Origin of the sequence: Nocardia harenae NBRC 108248 (assembly GCF_001612885.1) — a bacterium.
Taxonomy (GTDB): Bacteria; Actinomycetota; Actinomycetes; order Mycobacteriales; family Mycobacteriaceae; genus Nocardia; species Nocardia harenae.
Map to the genome: position 1 here is coordinate 1 of NZ_BDBH01000009.1, position 16,976 is coordinate 16,976.

The window sequence follows — 16,976 nt, forward strand, 5'->3', positions numbered from 1 at the left end:
GAGGCGACCAAGCGGATCACGACACCGCTCAACAAGCTCAAGATGGTCGGGTCAGACAAACTCGTGGCGAGTGCTACACGGCTGAGCGTGGCAGTGCTGACTGTGTTCCGAACCACCACGAGCCATTCGCCCGACAGGTGGCACTCAAGGCCGCTGCCGACGAGCTGAACACTTTCATCAACGACTTCCGTGAAGAGTCTGGTCGGCAGCGCTACGAGGCGTCGGACGCGGAGCGCGACGCGATGAGCTTCATGGAGACGCTGAAGAAGCAGGTCAGTGCGTACATGGAAGAGGCTAAGCGCGACATGAAAGCTGCGGGCTTCGAAACGACGCCCTGGGACTGACCATCTGAGAAGCTGGTCGGACCTTCACACCGCTCCTGTTCGCCGCTCCAGCGCTCGTACGACGAGCGCTCGGGCGGCGTCGCTGTAGGCGGCCTGGTCTGCAAGCACGGCGAAGGTCTTCTCGTGCAGGGCGATTTCGGACGGCCGGGTGATGGTCAGCTCAGCGCTGACGGTCTCGGTCAGCACCTGGGCGCGGTCGTAGATGACGAAGTTCGTCGCCGGGGCGCGGTACTCGATATCCAGCGGAATCACACCGAGCCGGAGATTGGGCCGGTCCAGTTCGCCGAGGAGGTGTTCGAGCTGCGCCACCATCACCGCGTTGTCGCCGACCGTCGGATACAGCGCGGCCTCGCCGACGAGAATGTGGAAGAAGCGTTGCCCGGCGCGCTGGAGGACGCCCTTGCGGGCCATCCGCATGGTGACGGCTTCCTCCAGGTCGTCACGACCGCCGATCATGGAGATGCAGACGCGCAGGATCGCACGGGCGTAGTCCTCGGTCTGCAACAGGCCGGGCATGGTGTCGGGGTCGTACCAGCGGATGAGGCGGGTTTCGCCTTCGGTCTTGATGGACTGGCGCTGTCGGTGCGCGTGCCCGGCGGCCAGGGTGCGCTGCCATTCGAGGTACATCGCGCGCAGGTTGCGCAGGCTCGCCACGAGGTCATCCAGGACGGCCATGCTGTCGCACGCCGCGCACCAGTCGGCGAGGTCGGCTTCGGATGGCGCTTGCTTCCCGCGCTCGATGCGGCTGATCTTGCTGGAATGCCAGCCGCACCGAGCGGCGAGATCGACGCCGGACAGATGGGCGGCTCGGCGCAGCTCCCGAAGGCGTGCGCCGAGCGCGGCCCGTGCGTCATCGACAGCTCTCACGGCGCGTGCGCGTGCTCACTGTCGGCGTAGTGGGCGTGGTCGATTCCGTTCGGCCACAACGTCGCCCGTGCCCGTAAGCACAGGCCGACGATCCCCGGATCGGTGGTGATGGACAGGCCCATGAACTCTCCCGTCTCGGCGAACGTCGTGAACGCCACCGTCTCGTCATCGAACAACCAGAAGTCGTCGCCCGGCACCTCGGCCGGGTCGGTGAGGTGGCGCGGCAGCCATCGGACCACTTCGCCGACCTCCACGTTGCCATCCGTCTCGCTGAGCAGCCAGCGGGTGTAGGTCGAGTGCGGGACCGTCACCACACGCAGCCGCTCCAAGGAGACGCCGCGCCCGGCCGTGGAGACCATCAGGTCATCCCACGCCTTCCACGACTCCGGCTGTTCCTCCGGTTCGTAGGTCTCCCCGGCTTCCCAGCGTCGCAGCGCTTCCACTTCGTCGGCCACGCCGTAGGTGTCCTGTACCTCCAGGTGGAAGGCATACCGGCGGGCCGCGCGGAACAGCGGCTCGAATACCTCGTCACCGACGACGTGGAGCATCAGCGCACCACCACGGCCGTCTCGTGGTCTGCGAGTCGGAGCTGTGCGAGGACTTCGGGCGCGGTGACCTGCTCGCCGCTGACCAGGAGCTTGCCGGGGGCGTTGGTGGCTTCTACGGGCAGCGTCATGCCCGGCTCCAGCCAGTCGAGCAGGACGTGGGGCACCAGCACGGTCCCGGTCCGTTCGGTGATGTCGCCCTGTACGACCAGTTCGCCCGTCTCGGCGGCGTACACCGCCGGGCAGGTGCCGCTCTTGGAGCCGGAGCCGAGCAGTCGCAGTGTGAGGTGAGAGTGCATGGTGAGGCCGTCCTTTGCGATTGAGGCGAACGTACCTCGCAATGGTCGCCGTGTTCGCCTCTGGCTCACAGGGTTGCGCGCAAAAGTGCACAAAGTCGTATCGGGTCCGCGCAGTGCCCGCCCAGGATTCGTTTATGCCCGGCCGTCGGGTGTTGTGCTCCCCGGCGGCCGGTGTAAGCCATCAGCGAACGACAGGGGACGACATGGACGGCGGACGCTACCTCCAGCACAGCGATGGAACCTGGGAGGTGGTCGGCGCGGACGGCTGGCCGGTCCCGATGTCCGAGTTCGTGGAACTCCACGCCGATGTGGTGGCCGCTCTCGCAGCCGTCGACCAGACGCCGGTGGATGAGCGCCTGTTGATCGCTGTCCGTCACGGCCTGCTATGCCTCCGGGGACCGCGCCGGGCGGCGCGGTGATCGCCCTCGGGTGGGTGGTCGTGGTGGGCTTGCCACTGGCGGTGCTGGGGGCGGCGATCTTGTGGCCTGAGCGCATCCCGCGTGACCGATCAGTGGACGGCATCCGCGAGCGCATCGAGACCGAGGGCACGCGGCGGCACCGCGTCTGATCCGCCCCAACCATTTGTCGGAGCGGTGCGGCGTCATCCCGGTATGACGTTCCCGCTGGCCGGTTTCGAGGGCTTCGTAACCTTCGCCGCATTGCCGACTACCAACGTTCCGGCCGGAGCCGGGGTCTACGTGGTCATCCGGCCCGCGACGGCGCCGCCGGTGTTTCTCCCTGGCAGTCCCGCCGGTTGGACCAAGGGCGACCCGTCCGTACCGCTTGCGGAACTTCAATCCTCCTGGGTGCCTGGGGAACCGGTGGTCTATATCGGCAAGGCGGACCTTGGGGCGTCGGGCAGGAGGGGTCTACGGACGCGGCTGGGCGAATATCGGCGGCACGGCGCCGGGCGGCGAGCCGGGCACTGGGGTGGGCGCTTGATCTGGCAGCTCGCCGACAGCGCGGAGTTGCTGGTCGGCTGGCGGGAGGAGCCCGACGCCCGCGCGCTGGAGAAGGCGATGATTGCGGAGTTCGTGGCGATGTACGGCAAGCGCCCGTTCGTAGCCGCCGCTCAGGTCGACCTTCCCGAGCTCGTAGAGCACCGCGATTCGGTCCGAGATGTGATCTAGAACGCCAACTGCCCCGAATCGCCGTTTATGAACAGGCCGAGGTCCACCATGTCACTCTAAGGGCACTTCAGTGATATTGCTCGGTGGTGATGTCACTTGAGTGACCCCGATTCTGGTGGGCTGACTGCGCCCCTGGCATTCGGCATACTTCCTGAACGTGCCGCACACGACGGCCGGGATGGGAGTACCGAGGTGACCTGGGGCGAGGACGGCGCACCGGCCCGGCGAATCGGGCTGGTGGAGGACCACGAATCGGTGGCGATCGGCCTGGCGGCGATGCTGGCCCCCGAACCCGACCTCGATCTGGTGCTCACCGCGGGCACCGTCACCGAACTGCTCTCCGCCACCGCCGATCTCGACCTCGCCGTGCTGGACCTGCGGCTCGCCGACGGCTCGGTGCCGGAGGACAATGTGCGCGCGCTGCGCGGCCGCGGCATCGAGGTGCTGGTCTTCACCGGCGCCGACAATGCCTTCCTGGTGCGCTCCGCGGCGCGGGCGGGGGTGCTCGGCGTGGTGCGCAAGTCGGAGGACGTGCCGACGGTGGTGGCGGCGGTGCGCCGCGCGGCCTCCGGCGAACAGGTGGTGACCACCGACTGGGCCGCTGCCATCGACGGCGACCCGCAACTCTCCGACGTCGGGCTGAGCCCGCGCCAGGAGGAGGTGCTGATGCTGTACGCCTCCGGTGAGAAGGCCTCCCGGGTGGCCCGGCTGACCGGCCTCTCCGAGCAGACCGTCAACGACTACCTCGGCCGCATCCGGCAGAAGTACGCCGACGCCGGGCGCCCGGCGCCGACCAAGACCGACCTGTACAAGCGCGCGGTGGAGGACGGTTGGCTCCCGATGCCCGAGCGCAGCAGCAGGGCATGACCGCGGGCGCCGTCGCTCCCGTCGAATCCGTCCGGGCCCCCGCGGGCCGCTGGGGCCGCGGGCTGCTCGCCATCGCGGCAGGCCCGGCCGCCGAGCCCGCCGCCGACCGCATCCTGCGCCGGCTCGGGCTGAGCGTCGGCATCGCCGGGGTGATCGTCGGGCTGGTCGAGCTGCCGGAGATCGCGGACCAGAGCCGCGACGCCGACCCGGGCCGGGTGCTGCTCACCGTGGTGCTCGCCTTCGGGCTCTTCCCGGTGCTCGCGGTGATCTCGGTGGGGATGAATCGCAGGGCGATCCAGCGCACGGCCGCTGTCGCGGCGGTGAGCTTCCTGCTCGCCGCGCTCATGGTGCCGAGCACCTATCCGGTGCTGGCGCCGGGGTCGGAGCAGATCTGGCTGTTCCGGGTGCTGGTGCTCGGCGTGCTGGCGGCGGCGCTCGCCTGGCGGCTCGCCTTCGCGGTCGGGTATCTGGTGTTCAGCTGCGTGCTGGTGTCGGCGGCCAACGCCGCGGTGCTGCCGGAGGTCACGGCGGCGGCCTTCGTCAGCGCGGTGGCCAGGTCGGGCGGGCTGGCCGCGCTCTTCGCCTGGTGCGTCATCTACGCGCGGGCGGCCGCGGCCCGGGTGGACCGGGAGTCGGCACTGGAGGGCAGGCGCGCGGCCGCGGTGGCCGGGGCGGCGGCCAGGGAGCGGGAGCGCGCCCGCTTCGCCGCGCTCATCCACGACGCGGTGCTCTCCACGCTGCTGGACGCCTCGCGCGGCGGCTGCACCGAGCCGAACGTGCTGCCCGAGCAGGCCAAGCGCACGATCGCGCAGCTGGACGCGGTGCGCGGCGGCGGCATCGCGCCGGACCGGCTGGACGCCCGGTCCGCCATCGGCTTCCTGCGCTCCGCGGTGCACGAGGTGAACCGGGAGATCGAGTTCGTCGCGCAGCGTCCGGGAGCTGGCGGCGACCTGGACATGCCGCTGGAGGCCGCCGTGACGCTGGCCGCCGCGCTCACCGAGGCTGCGCGCAACAGCCTGCGGCACGCCGCGGTGCCCGGCCGCGCCGTGCGCCGCACCGTCACCGTGACGATCGGCGCGGGCGGGATCCGCGTGGTGCTGCGCGACGACGGCGCCGGTTTCGACCCGCGCGCCGTGCCGCCGGACCGGCTCGGCGTCGCGGTGAGCATCCTCGGCCGGATGAGCAGGCTCCCCGGCGGCGCGGGGTTCGTGGAATCGCACCGCGGCGAGGGCACCACCGTCACGCTGGTGTGGGGCGACGATGGTTGACCGGGACACCGACTTCGCGCTGCGCGACCTGCTCGGGCTGCGCGACGGCGCCGCCTGGCTCTTCCTGGTCGGCTTCGAGGCCATCATCGTGCTCTACATGGTGCGCAACTTCGCCGGATCGCCGCCGGTGCCCGCGCTGCTCGCCCTGCTCGCGCTGGCCGCGGCCGGGCTGCTGGTGCTGGTGATCCCGGTCGACCCGCTCCCGGGCAGCGCGACCGCGCTGGTGGTGCTCGCCGCTCCGCTCGCGGCCGTGCTCACCATGACCGGGATGCCCGACCGCGGCGACACGCCGCAGGTCTCGACGGCCTTCGCCGCCTCCTACCTGCTCGCCCTGCTGGTACTGCGCGGCCGGCTCGGCGCCGCCTGGATCGGGGTGGCGGCCACCGCGGGGGTGATCGCGGCGCCGGCCGCGGCCGGGGGGATGACCGGCAACGCCTTCGTCGGCACCATCGTGCCGATCGGCACCGTGGCCGGGGTCTCGCTCTTCGCCGCCGTCATGCGCCCCACCCAGCGCTCGCTGCGCACGCTGCGCGAGGAGGCGACGCTGCGGGCCGCCGCCGAGGCCACCCTGGCCGCGGAGAACGGCGAGCGCGACCGCCAGCTCGCGCGGCTGGACCGGCTGGCCAGGCCCATGCTGGAGCGGATCGCCGCCGGCGCCGAGCTGAACGGCGGGGACCGCGAGGAGTGCAGGCTGCTCGAGGCCGAGCTCAGGGACGGGCTGCGCGCTCCGCAGCTGGTCACCGACGAGCTGAGCGCCGCCGCGCGCGGCGCGCGGGCCCGCGGGGTCGAGGTGGTGCTGCTGGACGACGGCGGCTTCGCCGGGGTGCCGCGGTGGGTGCGCGAGCGGGTCGTCGACGCCGCCGCCAGGCAACTGGACGCCGCCACCGACGGCACCGTCACCGTGCGGGTGCTGCCCATGGGCCGCCGGGTGCTGGCCACCGTGCTCGCCGCCGCGGGCGCGGGGGACCGGCGGATCGAGATCGACGCCGCCGGTGACGTCCGGGTCTCCACCTGACCTGTCGGACCCCCGTGGCATCCTGCGCAGCATGCGGACGATGAGTGCGGCCGTCGCGCGCCGGACGGCGCTGGCGGCCCAGGGGTTCGGGCGGCGCAGGCCGGCCGTCACCACCCGCAGGACGGTCCTCGACGTACTGGCCAGAACCCAGCTGCTGCAGATCGATTCGGTCTCGGCGGTGGTGCGCGCGCACTACGCGCCGGTCTTCAGCCGGATCGGTGGGTACGACCGCGCCCTGCTGGACGACGCCGCCTGGCGGCACCGGGCGCGCACCCCGCGCCGGCTGGTGGAGTACTGGGCGCACGAGGCCGCGCTGATCCCGGTCGAGGACTGGCCGCTCTTCCGCTGGCGGATGACGCAGTACGCGCACGGCCGCTGGGCCGGGATGCGCCGGGTGCTGGAGCGCAACCCGACCCTCGGCGCCGACATCCTGGACGTGCTCACCGAGGTCGGCCCGGCCAACGCCACCGAGGTCGAGAAGCACCTGGAGCTGGAGAAACCGCGCCCGCGCGGCTCCTGGTGGGATCTCACCGACACCAAGACCATCTGCGAGCAGCTCTTCGCGGCAGGCACCGTCTCGGTGAGCCACCGCTCCGGCTTCACCCGCTACTACGACCTGGCCGAGCGGGTGATCCCGCCGGAGCTGCACGCGCACGCGGTGCCGCAGGCGGAGGCGGTGCGCGAGCTGGTGCGCCGGGCCGCCACCGCGCTCGGCGTCGCCACCGAGCCCGACCTGCGCGACTACTACCGCATGCAGCGCAAGCAGACCGAACCCGCCATCGCCGAGCTGGTCGACGCCGGCGAGCTGATCCCGGTCGCCGTCGAGGGCTGGGACCGCCCCGGCTACCTGCGCGCGGGCGCACCGGCGCCGCGCCGGATCGAGGGCGCCGCGCTGCTCTGCCCATTCGACCCGCTGGTCTTCTGCCGCCCGCGCGCCGAGCGGATGTTCGGCTTCCACTACCGGATCGAGATCTACACCCCCGAGGCCAAGCGGGTGCACGGCTACTACGTCTTCCCGTTCCTGCTGGACGGGCAGCTGGTCGGCCGGGTCGACCTGCGCGCCGAGCGAGCCGCCGGGCGGCTGCGCGTCCCCGCCGCCTTCGCCGAGGCCGGCCACGCCACCCCGTACACCGCGGCGGCGCTGGCGGGGGCGCTGCGCGAGCTGGCGGACTGGCTGGAGCTGGACGAGGTGGTGCTCGGCGACCGCGGCGACCTCATGCCGGAGCTGGCTCAGATGTCGGTGCGCGGCTCCGGCTTCGAGCTCGGGCCGTAGCCGCCCCCGTACCCGCGCATCTGGTCGCGCAGGGTGTTGCTGACCGCGTGCGAGAGCCAGGAGTTGAGCGATTGCCCGCTCTGCGCCGCGGCCTCCTCGGCGCGCGACTTCAGCTGCTCCACCAGCCGCAGCGTGACCCGGCTGATATCGCCGGTCATCTCCTCGAAGGTGGGCGGGGTATCGGCGCCCGCCTCGGCGTTCGGGCGCACGTCCACCGCGGCGTCCGCGCCGCGGACCGAGACGTGCACCGTGCGGTCGCCGAGCGCGGTGCTCACCTCGGCGGCCAGGTCGGAGAGCGCGGCGAGCAGCATCAGCCGGGCGGAGCTCTCCACGGCGGTGGCCAGCGCCTCGGCGGTGGCGCGGGTCTTCTCGTCGCCGAGCGCGGCCGCGGCGACCAGGTCGGCGCGGAGGCGGGCGGTGTAGTCGTCGAGGTTCATGACACCAGCATGGCGTCTCAGTGGTGTCATCGCAAGGAATTCGTGACGCCAATCGACGTCGGTATGATGTCAACGGAAGGGCTTCGGCAGGTCCGCCCGGGCGCGGCGCACGGGCGCCCCGGACGAGGGTGTCGAGCGGACACGCACGACCGGGTAGCCTTTCTCACCATGAGGAACGGTGAAACGACGCCCACCCCGCTCCGGGCGTCCGGCTCGGTCGGCGTCGCCATGGTGACCCCTTTCACGCCCGAGGGGAAGCTGGACGTCGAGGCGGGTGTCGCGCTGGCGGCACACCTGGTGGACCGCGGCGTCGACCTGCTCGCCGTCTCCGGCACCACCGGCGAGTCGCCGACCACCACCGAGTCCGAGAAGGCCGATCTGCTGCGCGCCGTCGTCGATGCCGTCGGCGAACGCGCCACCGTGATCGCGGGCGCGGGCACCTACGACACCGCGCACTCGATCCACCTGGCGCGCAATGCGCAACGCGCGGGCGCTCACGGGTTGCTGGTCGTCACGCCCTACTACTCGCGGCCCTCCCAGGAGGGGCTGGTCGCGCACTTCACCGCGGTGGCCGACGCCACCGACCTGCCGGTCACGCTGTACGACATCCCGCCGCGCTCGGTGGTGCCGATCGCCTCGGACACCATCCGGGTACTGGCCGAGCACCCGCGGATCGTCGCGCTGAAAGACGCCAAGGGTGATCTGAACATGGGCGCCGGGCTGATCGCGGAGACCGGGCTGGCCTGGTACTCCGGCGACGACGCGCTCAACCTGCCCTGGCTCTCGGTCGGGGCGACCGGCTTCATCAGCGTTATCGGGCACCTGGTGCCGGAGCGGCTGCGCGACCTGATCACCGCCTACGCGGCCGGTGACGTGGTGCGGGCCCGGCAGCTCAATGCCGATCTGATCGGGCTGAACAATGCCATGGCGCGCCTCGGCGGCGTGGCGATGACCAAGGGCGGGCTGCGCCTGCTCGGCGTGGATGTGGGCGAGCCGCGGTTGCCGCAGCTCATGCCCTCCACCGCCCAACTCGACGAGCTGGCCGGCGATCTGCGGGCCGCGGGGGTACTTGTATGAGCCGACCACGGAGACGTTCCGCCAGCCGCACCGCGGGCCCGCCGCTCCCGGCGAATGAGCGGCCGGTCGCCGAGAGCGCCGCGCCGGAGATCGACGCCGCCGCCGATGCTGCGGCGGCCGTAGCGGACGGCGCCGCCACCAGCCGGGCCGCCGCGGGCGAGACCGGCGCTGCCGCGAGCCGAGCCGGTGCGGAGCCCGGCCGCGCCGCCGAGGCCGGCGGTGCCGCGCGCGAATCCGGGGTGGAGCGGGCGAGCGGCGCGGCGTCCGTGGCCGCCGCCGAAGCGACCGGCGCGGTGACGGCGGAGCGGACAGACCGTTCGGGCGGCTCCGCGAGCCGCGACGGCGGCGCGGAGCAGTCCGGCGGACGGCAGGGCACTCGCCGCAACAATCGCGGCAGGCAGGCCGGGCGCCGTTCGGAGCCCGCGGCGGAGCAGCCCGTGGCTGCCCCGCAGGACCGGCTCGGCACCCCGCCGAAGGCCCCGCGCAACGGCCTGCGCGTCTTCGCGCTCGGCGGCATCGGCGAGATCGGCCGCAACATGACCGTCTTCGAGTTCGGCGGCAAACTGCTGATCGTCGACTGCGGCGTGCTCTTCCCGGAGGACCAGCAGCCAGGCGTCGACCTGATCCTGCCCGACTTCCGGCCCATCGAGGACCGGATGGACGACATCGTCGCGGTGGTGCTCACGCACGGCCACGAGGACCACATCGGCGCCGTGCCCTTCCTGCTCCGGCTGCGCCAGGACATCCCGGTGGTCGGCTCCCGCTTCACCCTGGCGCTGGTCGCGGCGAAGTGCCGCGAGCACCGGCTGCACCCGAAGCTGGTCGAGGTCACCGAGGGCCAGCACACCACGCACGGCCCGTTCGGCTGCGAGTTCTTCGCGGTCAACCACTCCATCCCGGACGCGCTCGCGGTCGCCATCCGCACCTCGGCCGGCGTGGTGCTGCACACCGGCGACATCAAGCTGGACCAGCTCCCGCTGGACGGCAGGCTCACCGACCTGGCCGGCTTCTCCCGCCTCGGCGACGAGGGCGTCGACCTCTTCCTGGTCGACTCCACCAATGCCGAGGTGCCCGGCTTCGTCACCCCGGAGCGCGAGATCGGCGGCGTGCTCGACACCGTCATCGGCAAGGCCCGCGGCCGGGTGATCGTGGCCTCCTTCGCCAGCCACGTGCACCGGATCCAGCAGGTCGTCGATGTGGCCCAGCGCTACGGCCGCCGGGTCTGCTTCGTCGGCCGCTCGATGGTGCGCAATATGCAGATCGCCCAGGAGCTGGGCTACCTGACGGTGCCGTCCGGCGTCGAGATCACCATGGACGGCGCGGCGAGCCTGCCCGGCGACCGCCTGGTGCTGATCTCCACCGGCTCCCAGGGCGAGCCGCTCTCCGCGCTCTCCCGGATGGCCCGCGGCGACCACCGGCAGATCAACGTGCGCGCCGACGACCTGGTGGTGCTGGCCTCCTCGCTCATCCCCGGCAACGAGAACTCGGTCTTCACCGTGGTGAACGGCCTGGCCCGGCTCGGCGCGACGGTGATCACCCAGCAGAACGCCAAGGTGCACGTCTCCGGCCACGCCTCGGCGGGTGAGCTGCTCTACCTCTACAACGCGGTGCGGCCGACCAATGCCATGCCGGTGCACGGCGAGTGGCGGCACCTGCGCGCCAATGCCGCGCTGGCGGTGGCGACCGGCGTGCCCGAGGAGCGGGTGGTGCTGGCCGAGGACGGCGTCGTGGTCGACCTGGTGGACGGCATCGCCTCCATCGTCGGCCGGGTGCCGGTCGGCCACGTCTACGTGGACGGCCTCTCCGTCGGCGACGTCGGCGAGTCCACGCTCTCGGACCGCCTGGTGCTCGGCGAGGGCGGCTTCATCTCGATCACCGTCGCCATCGACCAGGACACCGGCAAGGCGGTCAGCCCGCCGGAGCTCAGCGGCCGCGGCTTCTCCGACGACCCGACCGCGCTCTCCGACGCCGCCCAGCTGGTGGAGGCGGAGCTGCTGCGGCTGGCAGGCGAGGGCGTCACCGACACGCACCGGATCGCGCAGAGCGTGCGCCGGGTGGTCGGGCGCTGGGTGGCCGATGTCTACCGCCGCCGCCCGATGATCGTCCCCACCGTCATCGGCGTCTGACCCCCGAGACGACGGGAGCCCGCCGGAGTGATCTCCGGCGGGCTCCCGCGTTTGCGGCTCAGCCCTCGCAGGCGGCCGATTCGATCCCCGCGCTCTTCACCACATTGCAGGCGAAGGTGTTCGAGACCTTCCACTGCCCGCCCTCGGCGACGAACTCGATGAAGGCGTTCTGCACCGGCGTGCCGCCGATCGTGACGTCGGCGTCGGCCTTCACCTTGCCGCCTGCCGGTTCCTGGACATTGGTCACATTCACGGTGACGTTCTCCCGCTCGGCCGCGGCCACCAGGTTCTGCACCAGGTAGGGGTCCTGCTCGGCGTTCTGGATCCAGCTGATCTTCTCGGCGTTCGGCACCGCGGGGTCGAAGGCCCTGGTGAGGCGATCGTTCAGCTCGGCGACCGTTGGCTTGGCCGGCGCGGGCTCGGCCTTGGTGCTCGGCGCGGAGCCGGTCTGCTTGGCGCCGTTGTTGCTGCCGCCCTGCGCGTCGCCCGCGTCGGCGTCGCGGGTGGCGGTGGGGACGGTGCCATCGGACGACGTCTCGTCCGAGGAGCCGCTGCAGCCGACCGCGAGGGTGCAGGCGGCCGTGGTCAGGAGCACCGCGGCGGCGGTGCGGAAAGGGTACTTCACTGTGTTCCCCCGTCAGTTGCTGTGGTTGGAGGTGCAGTTCCAGTGCACGATGGTGGCGTCGGAGTAGTTCTCGTTGAGCGCCAGCGACTGCGCCGAGCGGCGGGAGGCGCCGTAGGCCCAGCTCCACGTGGAGGTGCGCTCGGAGTAGGCGACGGCGCCGCAGCCGTTGGCAAACCACACCAGCGACTGGCAGTCCGCGGCGCCGCAGCTGCTCAGCGCCCTCGCCGTGGCCTGATCGACATCGGCGTAGTCGTACGAGTAACCGATCAGCCCGGTGGCGGGGGACAGCGCGATCGCGCCGTAGTAGGAGCGCGCGGCCTGCGCGGAGGGAGCGCCGAGCGTCAGCGCGGAACCGACCGCGGCGGCGACGGCGACGCCGGAGACGAACTTTTTCACGGGGGAGTTGCCCTTCTGTCCGGAAGGTCCACGACCCGATGGACCGAAGCAACAAAATACACAGTGCGGCGCGCGCTGGGTATCTTCGGCAGAGTGAGCATGGCACAGAAGGAACGCCGCGAACTGGTGGCGACGATGGTGGCCGCCGGTCCGGACGCACCGACGCTCTGCGGCAGCTGGACCGTCCGCGATCTCGCCGCGCATCTGGTTGTGCGGGAGCGCCGGCCGGATGTCGCGGGTGGGATCATGATCGCGGCGCTGGCGCCGCGGCTGGAGAAGGTGCAGGCGCGGGCCGCCCAGCGGCCGTTCCCCGAGCTGCTCGAGGATGTGCGGAGCGGGCCGCCGTGGTGGTCGCCGCTCAAGCCGATCGACGCCGTCGCCAACCTCGCCGAGTACTTCGTGCACCACGAGGACGTGCGCCGCGGCGGCGAGGTGTGGGAGCCGCGCGAGCTGCCCGCCGACGAGCAGCGGCAGCTGTGGAAGACGGTGCGGCGGATGGGGAAGATGGCGTACCGGAAGTCGCCGGTGCCGATCGTGCTGCGCACCCCGGACGGGGACGAGGCGCGGATCGGTTCGGGCTCCGGTGAGCCGGTCGTCCTGCTGGGTGCCCCCGCGGAGCTGCTGCTGCACGCCTTCGGGCGGGACAAGGTGCGGATCGAGACGTCCGGTCCGGAAGAGTCGGTACGCCAGGTCCTCGCCCTGGACCGCTCCCTGTAGCTCCCCCGCTTCGCGCTCGGCTGGATCTGCCTGCTTCGCGCTCGGGCGAAATCGCTGCTTCGGCACGCGAGTCGCCGTGTGCACGCCTCGTCGGCGGCGTGCGCACACCGGAATCATCCCCGTGACCGGCCCGCGAGACGCGCGGGAACAGTGTTGCGGATGGTTTCCGCGGGGCATTTGGGGCTAGCCTGGGGCCATGGCAGGTAAGCCCCGCAGCACCACGTCGGCTCGGCCGCGCGCGGGATCGGCGCGGGGGAGGGCTCCCCGAACCGGTTCCGCGCCCGCCGCTTCCGGGGTGCCGCGGGCGGCCGCGCCCGCCCCGAGGACCAGGAGCGCGCCCCGTGCCGGCGCGACAGCGCGGGCGGGCGCCACGGCGCGCGCCGGTGCGGTCCGCCGCCCGGCCCGGCGCCCGGCGGGGGCCCGCTCGAACACCGCCCCCCTCGCCGTCTTCACCCGCGCCATCACCGGCGGCTGGTCCATGCTGGCGCGCGGCGTCGGCGCCGCCACCCGCGCGGTGAGCAAGGCGGGCGATATCGACCACGGCCACCGGCGCGACGGCATCGCCCTCGGGCTGCTCGCCTCCGCGGTGGTGGTGGCCGCCGCCGTCTGGCTCTCCGCGGGCGGCCCGGTCGGCCGCTGGGTGGAGACGGTGATCCGCGCGGTGGGCGGCTCCGCCTCGGCCGCGGTCCCGTTCGCCGCCGCCGCGGTCGCGGTGATCCTCATGCGCACCGAGGCGCGCCCGGAGATCCGCCCCCGGCTGGTCCTCGGCGGGCTCATGGTCGGGCTGCCCTTCCTCGGCCTCTGGCACCTCGCCGCGGGCGCCCCCACCGACGCGCACGGCCGCTCCCGCGCCGCCGGGTTCCTCGGCTTCGTCGCGGGCGGCCCGCTCGGCCAGGGGCTCACCCCCTGGCTGGCCGCCCCGCTCCTGGTGCTCTGCGTCGCCTTCGGCGTACTGCTGCTGACCGGCGTCACGGTGCGCGAGGTGCCGGAGGTGCTGCGCCGCTGGTTCGGCACCCAGTCCGGCGGCGACGAGTACACCGGCTACGACGCCGCGCACCCGTTCGACACCGGCTACGGCACCCTCGACCCGCCCGGCTACGACGACCCGCCCGCGCGCCCGCGCCGCCGCCGCGGCCGCACCCCCGCCGAGAACTACCCGACCGACGAGTTCCCCGGCTCCGGCTCGCCCACCGAACTGCTCGGCGAACCCCCGCTGCGCGATGCCAAGCCGATCGAGCCGCCACTCGCCCCGGAGCCGGTGCCCGCCCCGAAGCCGCGCAAGCGCGCCACCCCCGCACCGGTCGACCAGACCCCGCCGCCGCCCCCGGAGCCGGAGTTCGTCACCGACCGGGTGATCGAGGGCGACTACACGCTGCCCCCGCTCTCCCTGCTCACCGACGGCGACCCGCCGAAGAAGCGCAGCGCCGCCAACGAGTCGATGATCGAGGCGATCACCGAGGTGCTGGTGCAGTTCAAGATCGACGCGGCGGTCACCGGCTTCGTCCGCGGCCCGACCGTCACCCGGTACGAGGTGGAGCTCGGCCCCGGCGTGAAGGTCGAGAAGATCACCGCGCTGGCCAGGAACATCGCCTACGCGGTGGCGACCGAGAACGTCCGGCTGCTGGCGCCGATCCCGGGCAAGTCCGCGGTCGGCATCGAGGTGCCGAACTCCGATCGCGAACTCGTCCGGCTGGCCGACGTGCTCAAGGCCGGCTCCACCCGCAACGACCACCACCCGCTGGTGATCGGGCTGGGCAAGAACATCGAGGGCGAGTTCGTCTCGGCGAACCTGGCCAAGATGCCGCACCTGCTCGTCGCCGGCTCCACCGGCTCCGGCAAGTCGAGCTTCGTGAACTCCATGCTGGTCTCGCTGCTGCAGCGGGCCACCCCGGACGAGGTGCGGCTCATTCTCATCGACCCCAAGATGGTCGAGCTCACGCCCTACGAGGGCATCCCGCACCTGATCACGCCGATCATCACCCAGCCCAAGAAGGCCGCCGCCGCGCTGGCCTGGCTGGTCGAGGAGATGGAGCAGCGCTACCAGGACATGCAGGCCAGCAAGGTGCGGCACATCGACGACTTCAACCGCAAGGTGAAGTCGGGCGCCATCACCGCCCCGCTCGGCAGCGAGCGGGTGTACCGGCCGTACCCGTACATCCTCGCCATCGTGGACGAGCTCGCCGACCTCATGATGACCGCCCCGCGCGACGTCGAGGACGCCATCGTCCGGATCACCCAGAAGGCGCGCGCGGCCGGTATCCACCTGGTGCTCGCCACCCAGCGCCCCTCGGTGGACGTGGTCACCGGCCTGATCAAGACCAATGTGCCCTCCCGGCTGGCCTTCGCCACCTCCTCGCTCACCGACTCCCGCGTCATCCTGGACCAGCCCGGCGCGGAGAAGCTGATCGGCATGGGCGACGGGCTCTTCCTGCCCATGGGCGCGGGCAAGCCGACCCGGCTGCAGGGCGCCTACATCTCCGACGAGGAGATCTACGGCGTCGTCGAGTTCACCAAGAACCAGGCCGAGCCGGAGTACACCGAAGGCGTCACCGCGGCCAAGGCGGGCGAGAAGAAGGACGTCGACCCCGATATCGGCGACGACCTCGACGTGCTGCTGCAGGCGGTGGAGCTGGTGGTCACCTCGCAGTTCGGCTCCACCTCCATGCTGCAGCGCAAGCTACGGGTCGGCTTCGCCAAGGCGGGCAGGCTGATGGACCTGATGGAGACCCGCGGCGTCGTCGGCCCCAGCGAGGGCTCCAAGGCCAGGGACGTGCTGATCAAACCGGACGAGCTGGACGGCGTGCTGCTCGCCATCCGCGGCGGCGGCGATCCGGAGTCCGCCGACGCGGACTGAGCTGTACCCTCCGATGTGACGAACCACCCGGTTCCGCTCGCCTGCGGCAAACCTCGGACAATTCGGGCATGCTGGGTGCCATGAAAGCAGCCGTCGACAGGACCCGCGCATGCAGGTGACCGGACTCGTATGGGTGATCACCATCGTGGTGATCCTGGGATTGTTCGTCTTCGACTTCTTCGCGCACGTGCGCACCCCGCACGAACCGAGCTTCCGGGAATCGGGCTTCTGGTCCGCCGTCTACATCGGGATCGCGCTGCTCTTCGGCGGCTTCGTCGCCTGGCAGTGGGGCGGCACCTACGCCGGTGAGTACTACGCGGGCTTCGTCACCGAGAAGGCGCTCTCGGTGGACAACCTCTTCGTCTTCCTGATCATCATGAGCACCTTCGCGGTGCCGCGGAAGTACCAGCAGAAGGTGCTGCTCATCGGCATCGTGCTGGCGCTGGTGATGCGCGGTGGCTTCATCGCCGTCGGCGCGGCCGCGATCAGCGCCTTCAGCTGGGTGTTCTACCTGTTCGGGGCCTTCCTGATCTACACCGCGGTGAAGCTGCTCAAGGACAGCGGGCACGAGGTGGAGGCGGAGGAGAAGCGCGATTCCATGATCGTGCGGCTCACCAAGAAGGTGGTGCCGACCACCGACGAGTACCACGGCGACAAGCTGCTCGCCCGGATCGACGGCAGGCGCGTGGTCACCCCGATGTTGCTGGCGCTGCTCGCCATCGGCTTCGCCGACCTGCTCTTCGCGCTCGACTCCATCCCCGCCATCTACGGCCTCACCGAGCAGCCGTACCTGGTCTTCACCGCCAACGCCTTCGCCCTCATGGGGCTGCGCCAGCTCTACTTCCTGATCGGCGGCCTGCTGGACCGCCTGGTCTACCTCTCCTACGGCCTCGCCGCCATCCTGGCGTTCATCGGCATCAAACTGGTGCTGCACGCGCTGCACGAGAACACGCTGCCCTTCGTCAACGGCGGCGAGCACGTCGCCGTCCCCGAGATCTCCACCCCGCTCTCGCTCTCGGTGATCATCGGCATCCTCGTCGTCGCCACCGTGGCCAGCCTCCTCCGCACCCGAGGTTCGGCCACGCCGAGCGCGGGAGCACCGGAGTCGGTGGACCAGCCGAAGTAATGGGTGCGGG

General features: G+C 71.8%; 18 protein-coding genes. 12 read left to right on the plus strand and 6 right to left on the minus strand.

The window, feature by feature from the left end:
* A partial coding sequence (locus NH2_RS29535; RefSeq protein ID WP_218021726.1) for a hypothetical protein occupies window positions 1–344 on the plus strand: 344 nt, incomplete at its 5' end.
* A 24-nt stretch (window positions 345–368) separates the two neighbouring features.
* On the opposite strand, the gene NH2_RS19375 is transcribed toward NH2_RS29535, so the two are convergent.
* The 3 genes from NH2_RS19375 to NH2_RS19385 are packed head-to-tail and all read right to left on the minus strand — an operon-like array spanning window position 369 to window position 2,055.
* Window positions 369–1,211 carry a helix-turn-helix domain-containing protein gene (locus tag NH2_RS19375; RefSeq protein ID WP_067656121.1) on the minus strand — a complete coding sequence of 281 codons (843 nt, stop codon included), beginning with the start codon at window positions 1,209–1,211 and terminating at the stop codon, window positions 369–371.
* On the minus strand, window positions 1,208–1,759 hold the full coding sequence (locus tag NH2_RS19380) for a DUF6879 family protein (protein ID WP_067656124.1): 552 nt from the start codon (window positions 1,757–1,759) through the stop codon (window positions 1,208–1,210). The genes NH2_RS19375 and NH2_RS19380 overlap by 4 nt, the downstream gene beginning before the upstream one ends.
* Window positions 1,759–2,055: a hypothetical protein gene (locus tag NH2_RS19385; RefSeq protein WP_067656127.1), complete on the minus strand. Its 297-nt coding sequence runs from the start codon at window positions 2,053–2,055 to the stop codon at window positions 1,759–1,761. The genes NH2_RS19380 and NH2_RS19385 overlap by 1 nt, the downstream gene beginning before the upstream one ends.
* 203 nt (window positions 2,056–2,258) lie before the next feature.
* Between NH2_RS19385 and NH2_RS19390 the strand changes: the two genes are divergently transcribed.
* The 6 genes from NH2_RS19390 to NH2_RS19420 all read left to right on the plus strand — a co-directional run bounded on the left by NH2_RS19390 (window position 2,259) and on the right by NH2_RS19420 (window position 7,608).
* Window positions 2,259–2,474: a hypothetical protein gene (locus NH2_RS19390; protein WP_067656130.1), complete on the plus strand. Its 216-nt coding sequence runs from the start codon at window positions 2,259–2,261 to the stop codon at window positions 2,472–2,474.
* Window positions 2,475–2,666: 192 nt separating this feature from the next.
* Window positions 2,667–3,185: a hypothetical protein gene (locus tag NH2_RS19400; RefSeq protein WP_245650661.1), complete on the plus strand. Its 519-nt coding sequence runs from the start codon at window positions 2,667–2,669 to the stop codon at window positions 3,183–3,185.
* Between the two features lie 192 nt (window positions 3,186–3,377).
* Window positions 3,378–4,052 (plus strand): response regulator transcription factor, encoded by a 675-nt coding sequence (locus NH2_RS19405; RefSeq protein ID WP_067656135.1) that lies wholly within the window; start codon window positions 3,378–3,380, stop codon window positions 4,050–4,052.
* Window positions 4,016–5,320, plus strand: a complete 1,305-nt coding sequence (locus NH2_RS19410) for an ATP-binding protein (protein ID WP_245650662.1) — start codon at window positions 4,016–4,018, stop codon at window positions 5,318–5,320. The genes NH2_RS19405 and NH2_RS19410 overlap by 37 nt, the downstream gene beginning before the upstream one ends.
* Window positions 5,313–6,335 (plus strand): DUF8320 family protein, encoded by a 1,023-nt coding sequence (locus NH2_RS19415; protein ID WP_067656141.1) that lies wholly within the window; start codon window positions 5,313–5,315, stop codon window positions 6,333–6,335. Before NH2_RS19410 ends, NH2_RS19415 begins: the two co-directional genes overlap by 8 nt.
* Before the next feature lie 31 nt (window positions 6,336–6,366).
* Window positions 6,367–7,608, plus strand: a complete 1,242-nt coding sequence (locus NH2_RS19420) for a winged helix-turn-helix domain-containing protein (RefSeq protein WP_067656143.1) — start codon at window positions 6,367–6,369, stop codon at window positions 7,606–7,608.
* On the opposite strand, the gene NH2_RS19425 is transcribed toward NH2_RS19420, so the two are convergent.
* Entirely contained in the window at window positions 7,566–8,045 is a 480-nt protein-coding gene (locus NH2_RS19425) for a hypothetical protein (protein WP_067656145.1), read from the minus strand. The two genes, NH2_RS19420 and NH2_RS19425, sit on opposite strands and share 43 nt — an antisense overlap.
* A gap of 168 nt (window positions 8,046–8,213) precedes the next feature.
* Here NH2_RS19425 and dapA point away from each other — a divergent pair, with 168 nt between their 5' ends.
* Window positions 8,214–9,122 carry a 4-hydroxy-tetrahydrodipicolinate synthase gene (gene dapA, locus NH2_RS19430; protein ID WP_067656148.1) on the plus strand — a complete coding sequence of 303 codons (909 nt, stop codon included), beginning with the start codon at window positions 8,214–8,216 and terminating at the stop codon, window positions 9,120–9,122.
* Window positions 9,119–11,248, plus strand: a complete 2,130-nt coding sequence (locus NH2_RS19435; protein WP_067656151.1) for a ribonuclease J — start codon at window positions 9,119–9,121, stop codon at window positions 11,246–11,248. Before dapA ends, NH2_RS19435 begins: the two co-directional genes overlap by 4 nt.
* A gap of 58 nt (window positions 11,249–11,306) precedes the next feature.
* Here the strand turns inward: NH2_RS19435 and NH2_RS19440 are convergent, their stop codons facing one another.
* Both NH2_RS19440 and NH2_RS19445 read right to left on the minus strand, forming a co-directional pair.
* On the minus strand, window positions 11,307–11,873 hold the full coding sequence (locus tag NH2_RS19440) for a WKL family lipoprotein (protein WP_067656154.1): 567 nt from the start codon (window positions 11,871–11,873) through the stop codon (window positions 11,307–11,309).
* Window positions 11,874–11,885: 12 nt separating this feature from the next.
* Entirely contained in the window at window positions 11,886–12,269 is a 384-nt protein-coding gene (locus tag NH2_RS19445) for a DUF4189 domain-containing protein (RefSeq protein WP_067656158.1), read from the minus strand.
* Window positions 12,270–12,362: 93 nt separating this feature from the next.
* Here NH2_RS19445 and NH2_RS19450 point away from each other — a divergent pair, with 93 nt between their 5' ends.
* From NH2_RS19450 to NH2_RS19460, 3 genes are all read left to right on the plus strand, one after another.
* Complete coding sequence (locus NH2_RS19450; protein ID WP_439951766.1) at window positions 12,363–12,986, plus strand: TIGR03085 family metal-binding protein; 624 nt, start codon at window positions 12,363–12,365, stop codon at window positions 12,984–12,986.
* 196 nt (window positions 12,987–13,182) lie between these two features.
* Window positions 13,183–15,840, plus strand: a complete 2,658-nt coding sequence (locus NH2_RS19455) for a DNA translocase FtsK (RefSeq protein WP_084505699.1) — start codon at window positions 13,183–13,185, stop codon at window positions 15,838–15,840.
* Window positions 15,841–15,949: 109 nt separating this feature from the next.
* Window positions 15,950–16,966, plus strand: coding sequence for a TerC family protein (locus NH2_RS19460; RefSeq protein ID WP_067656161.1), 1,017 nt, complete (start codon window positions 15,950–15,952; stop codon window positions 16,964–16,966).
* Window positions 16,967–16,976 lie beyond the last annotated feature (10 nt).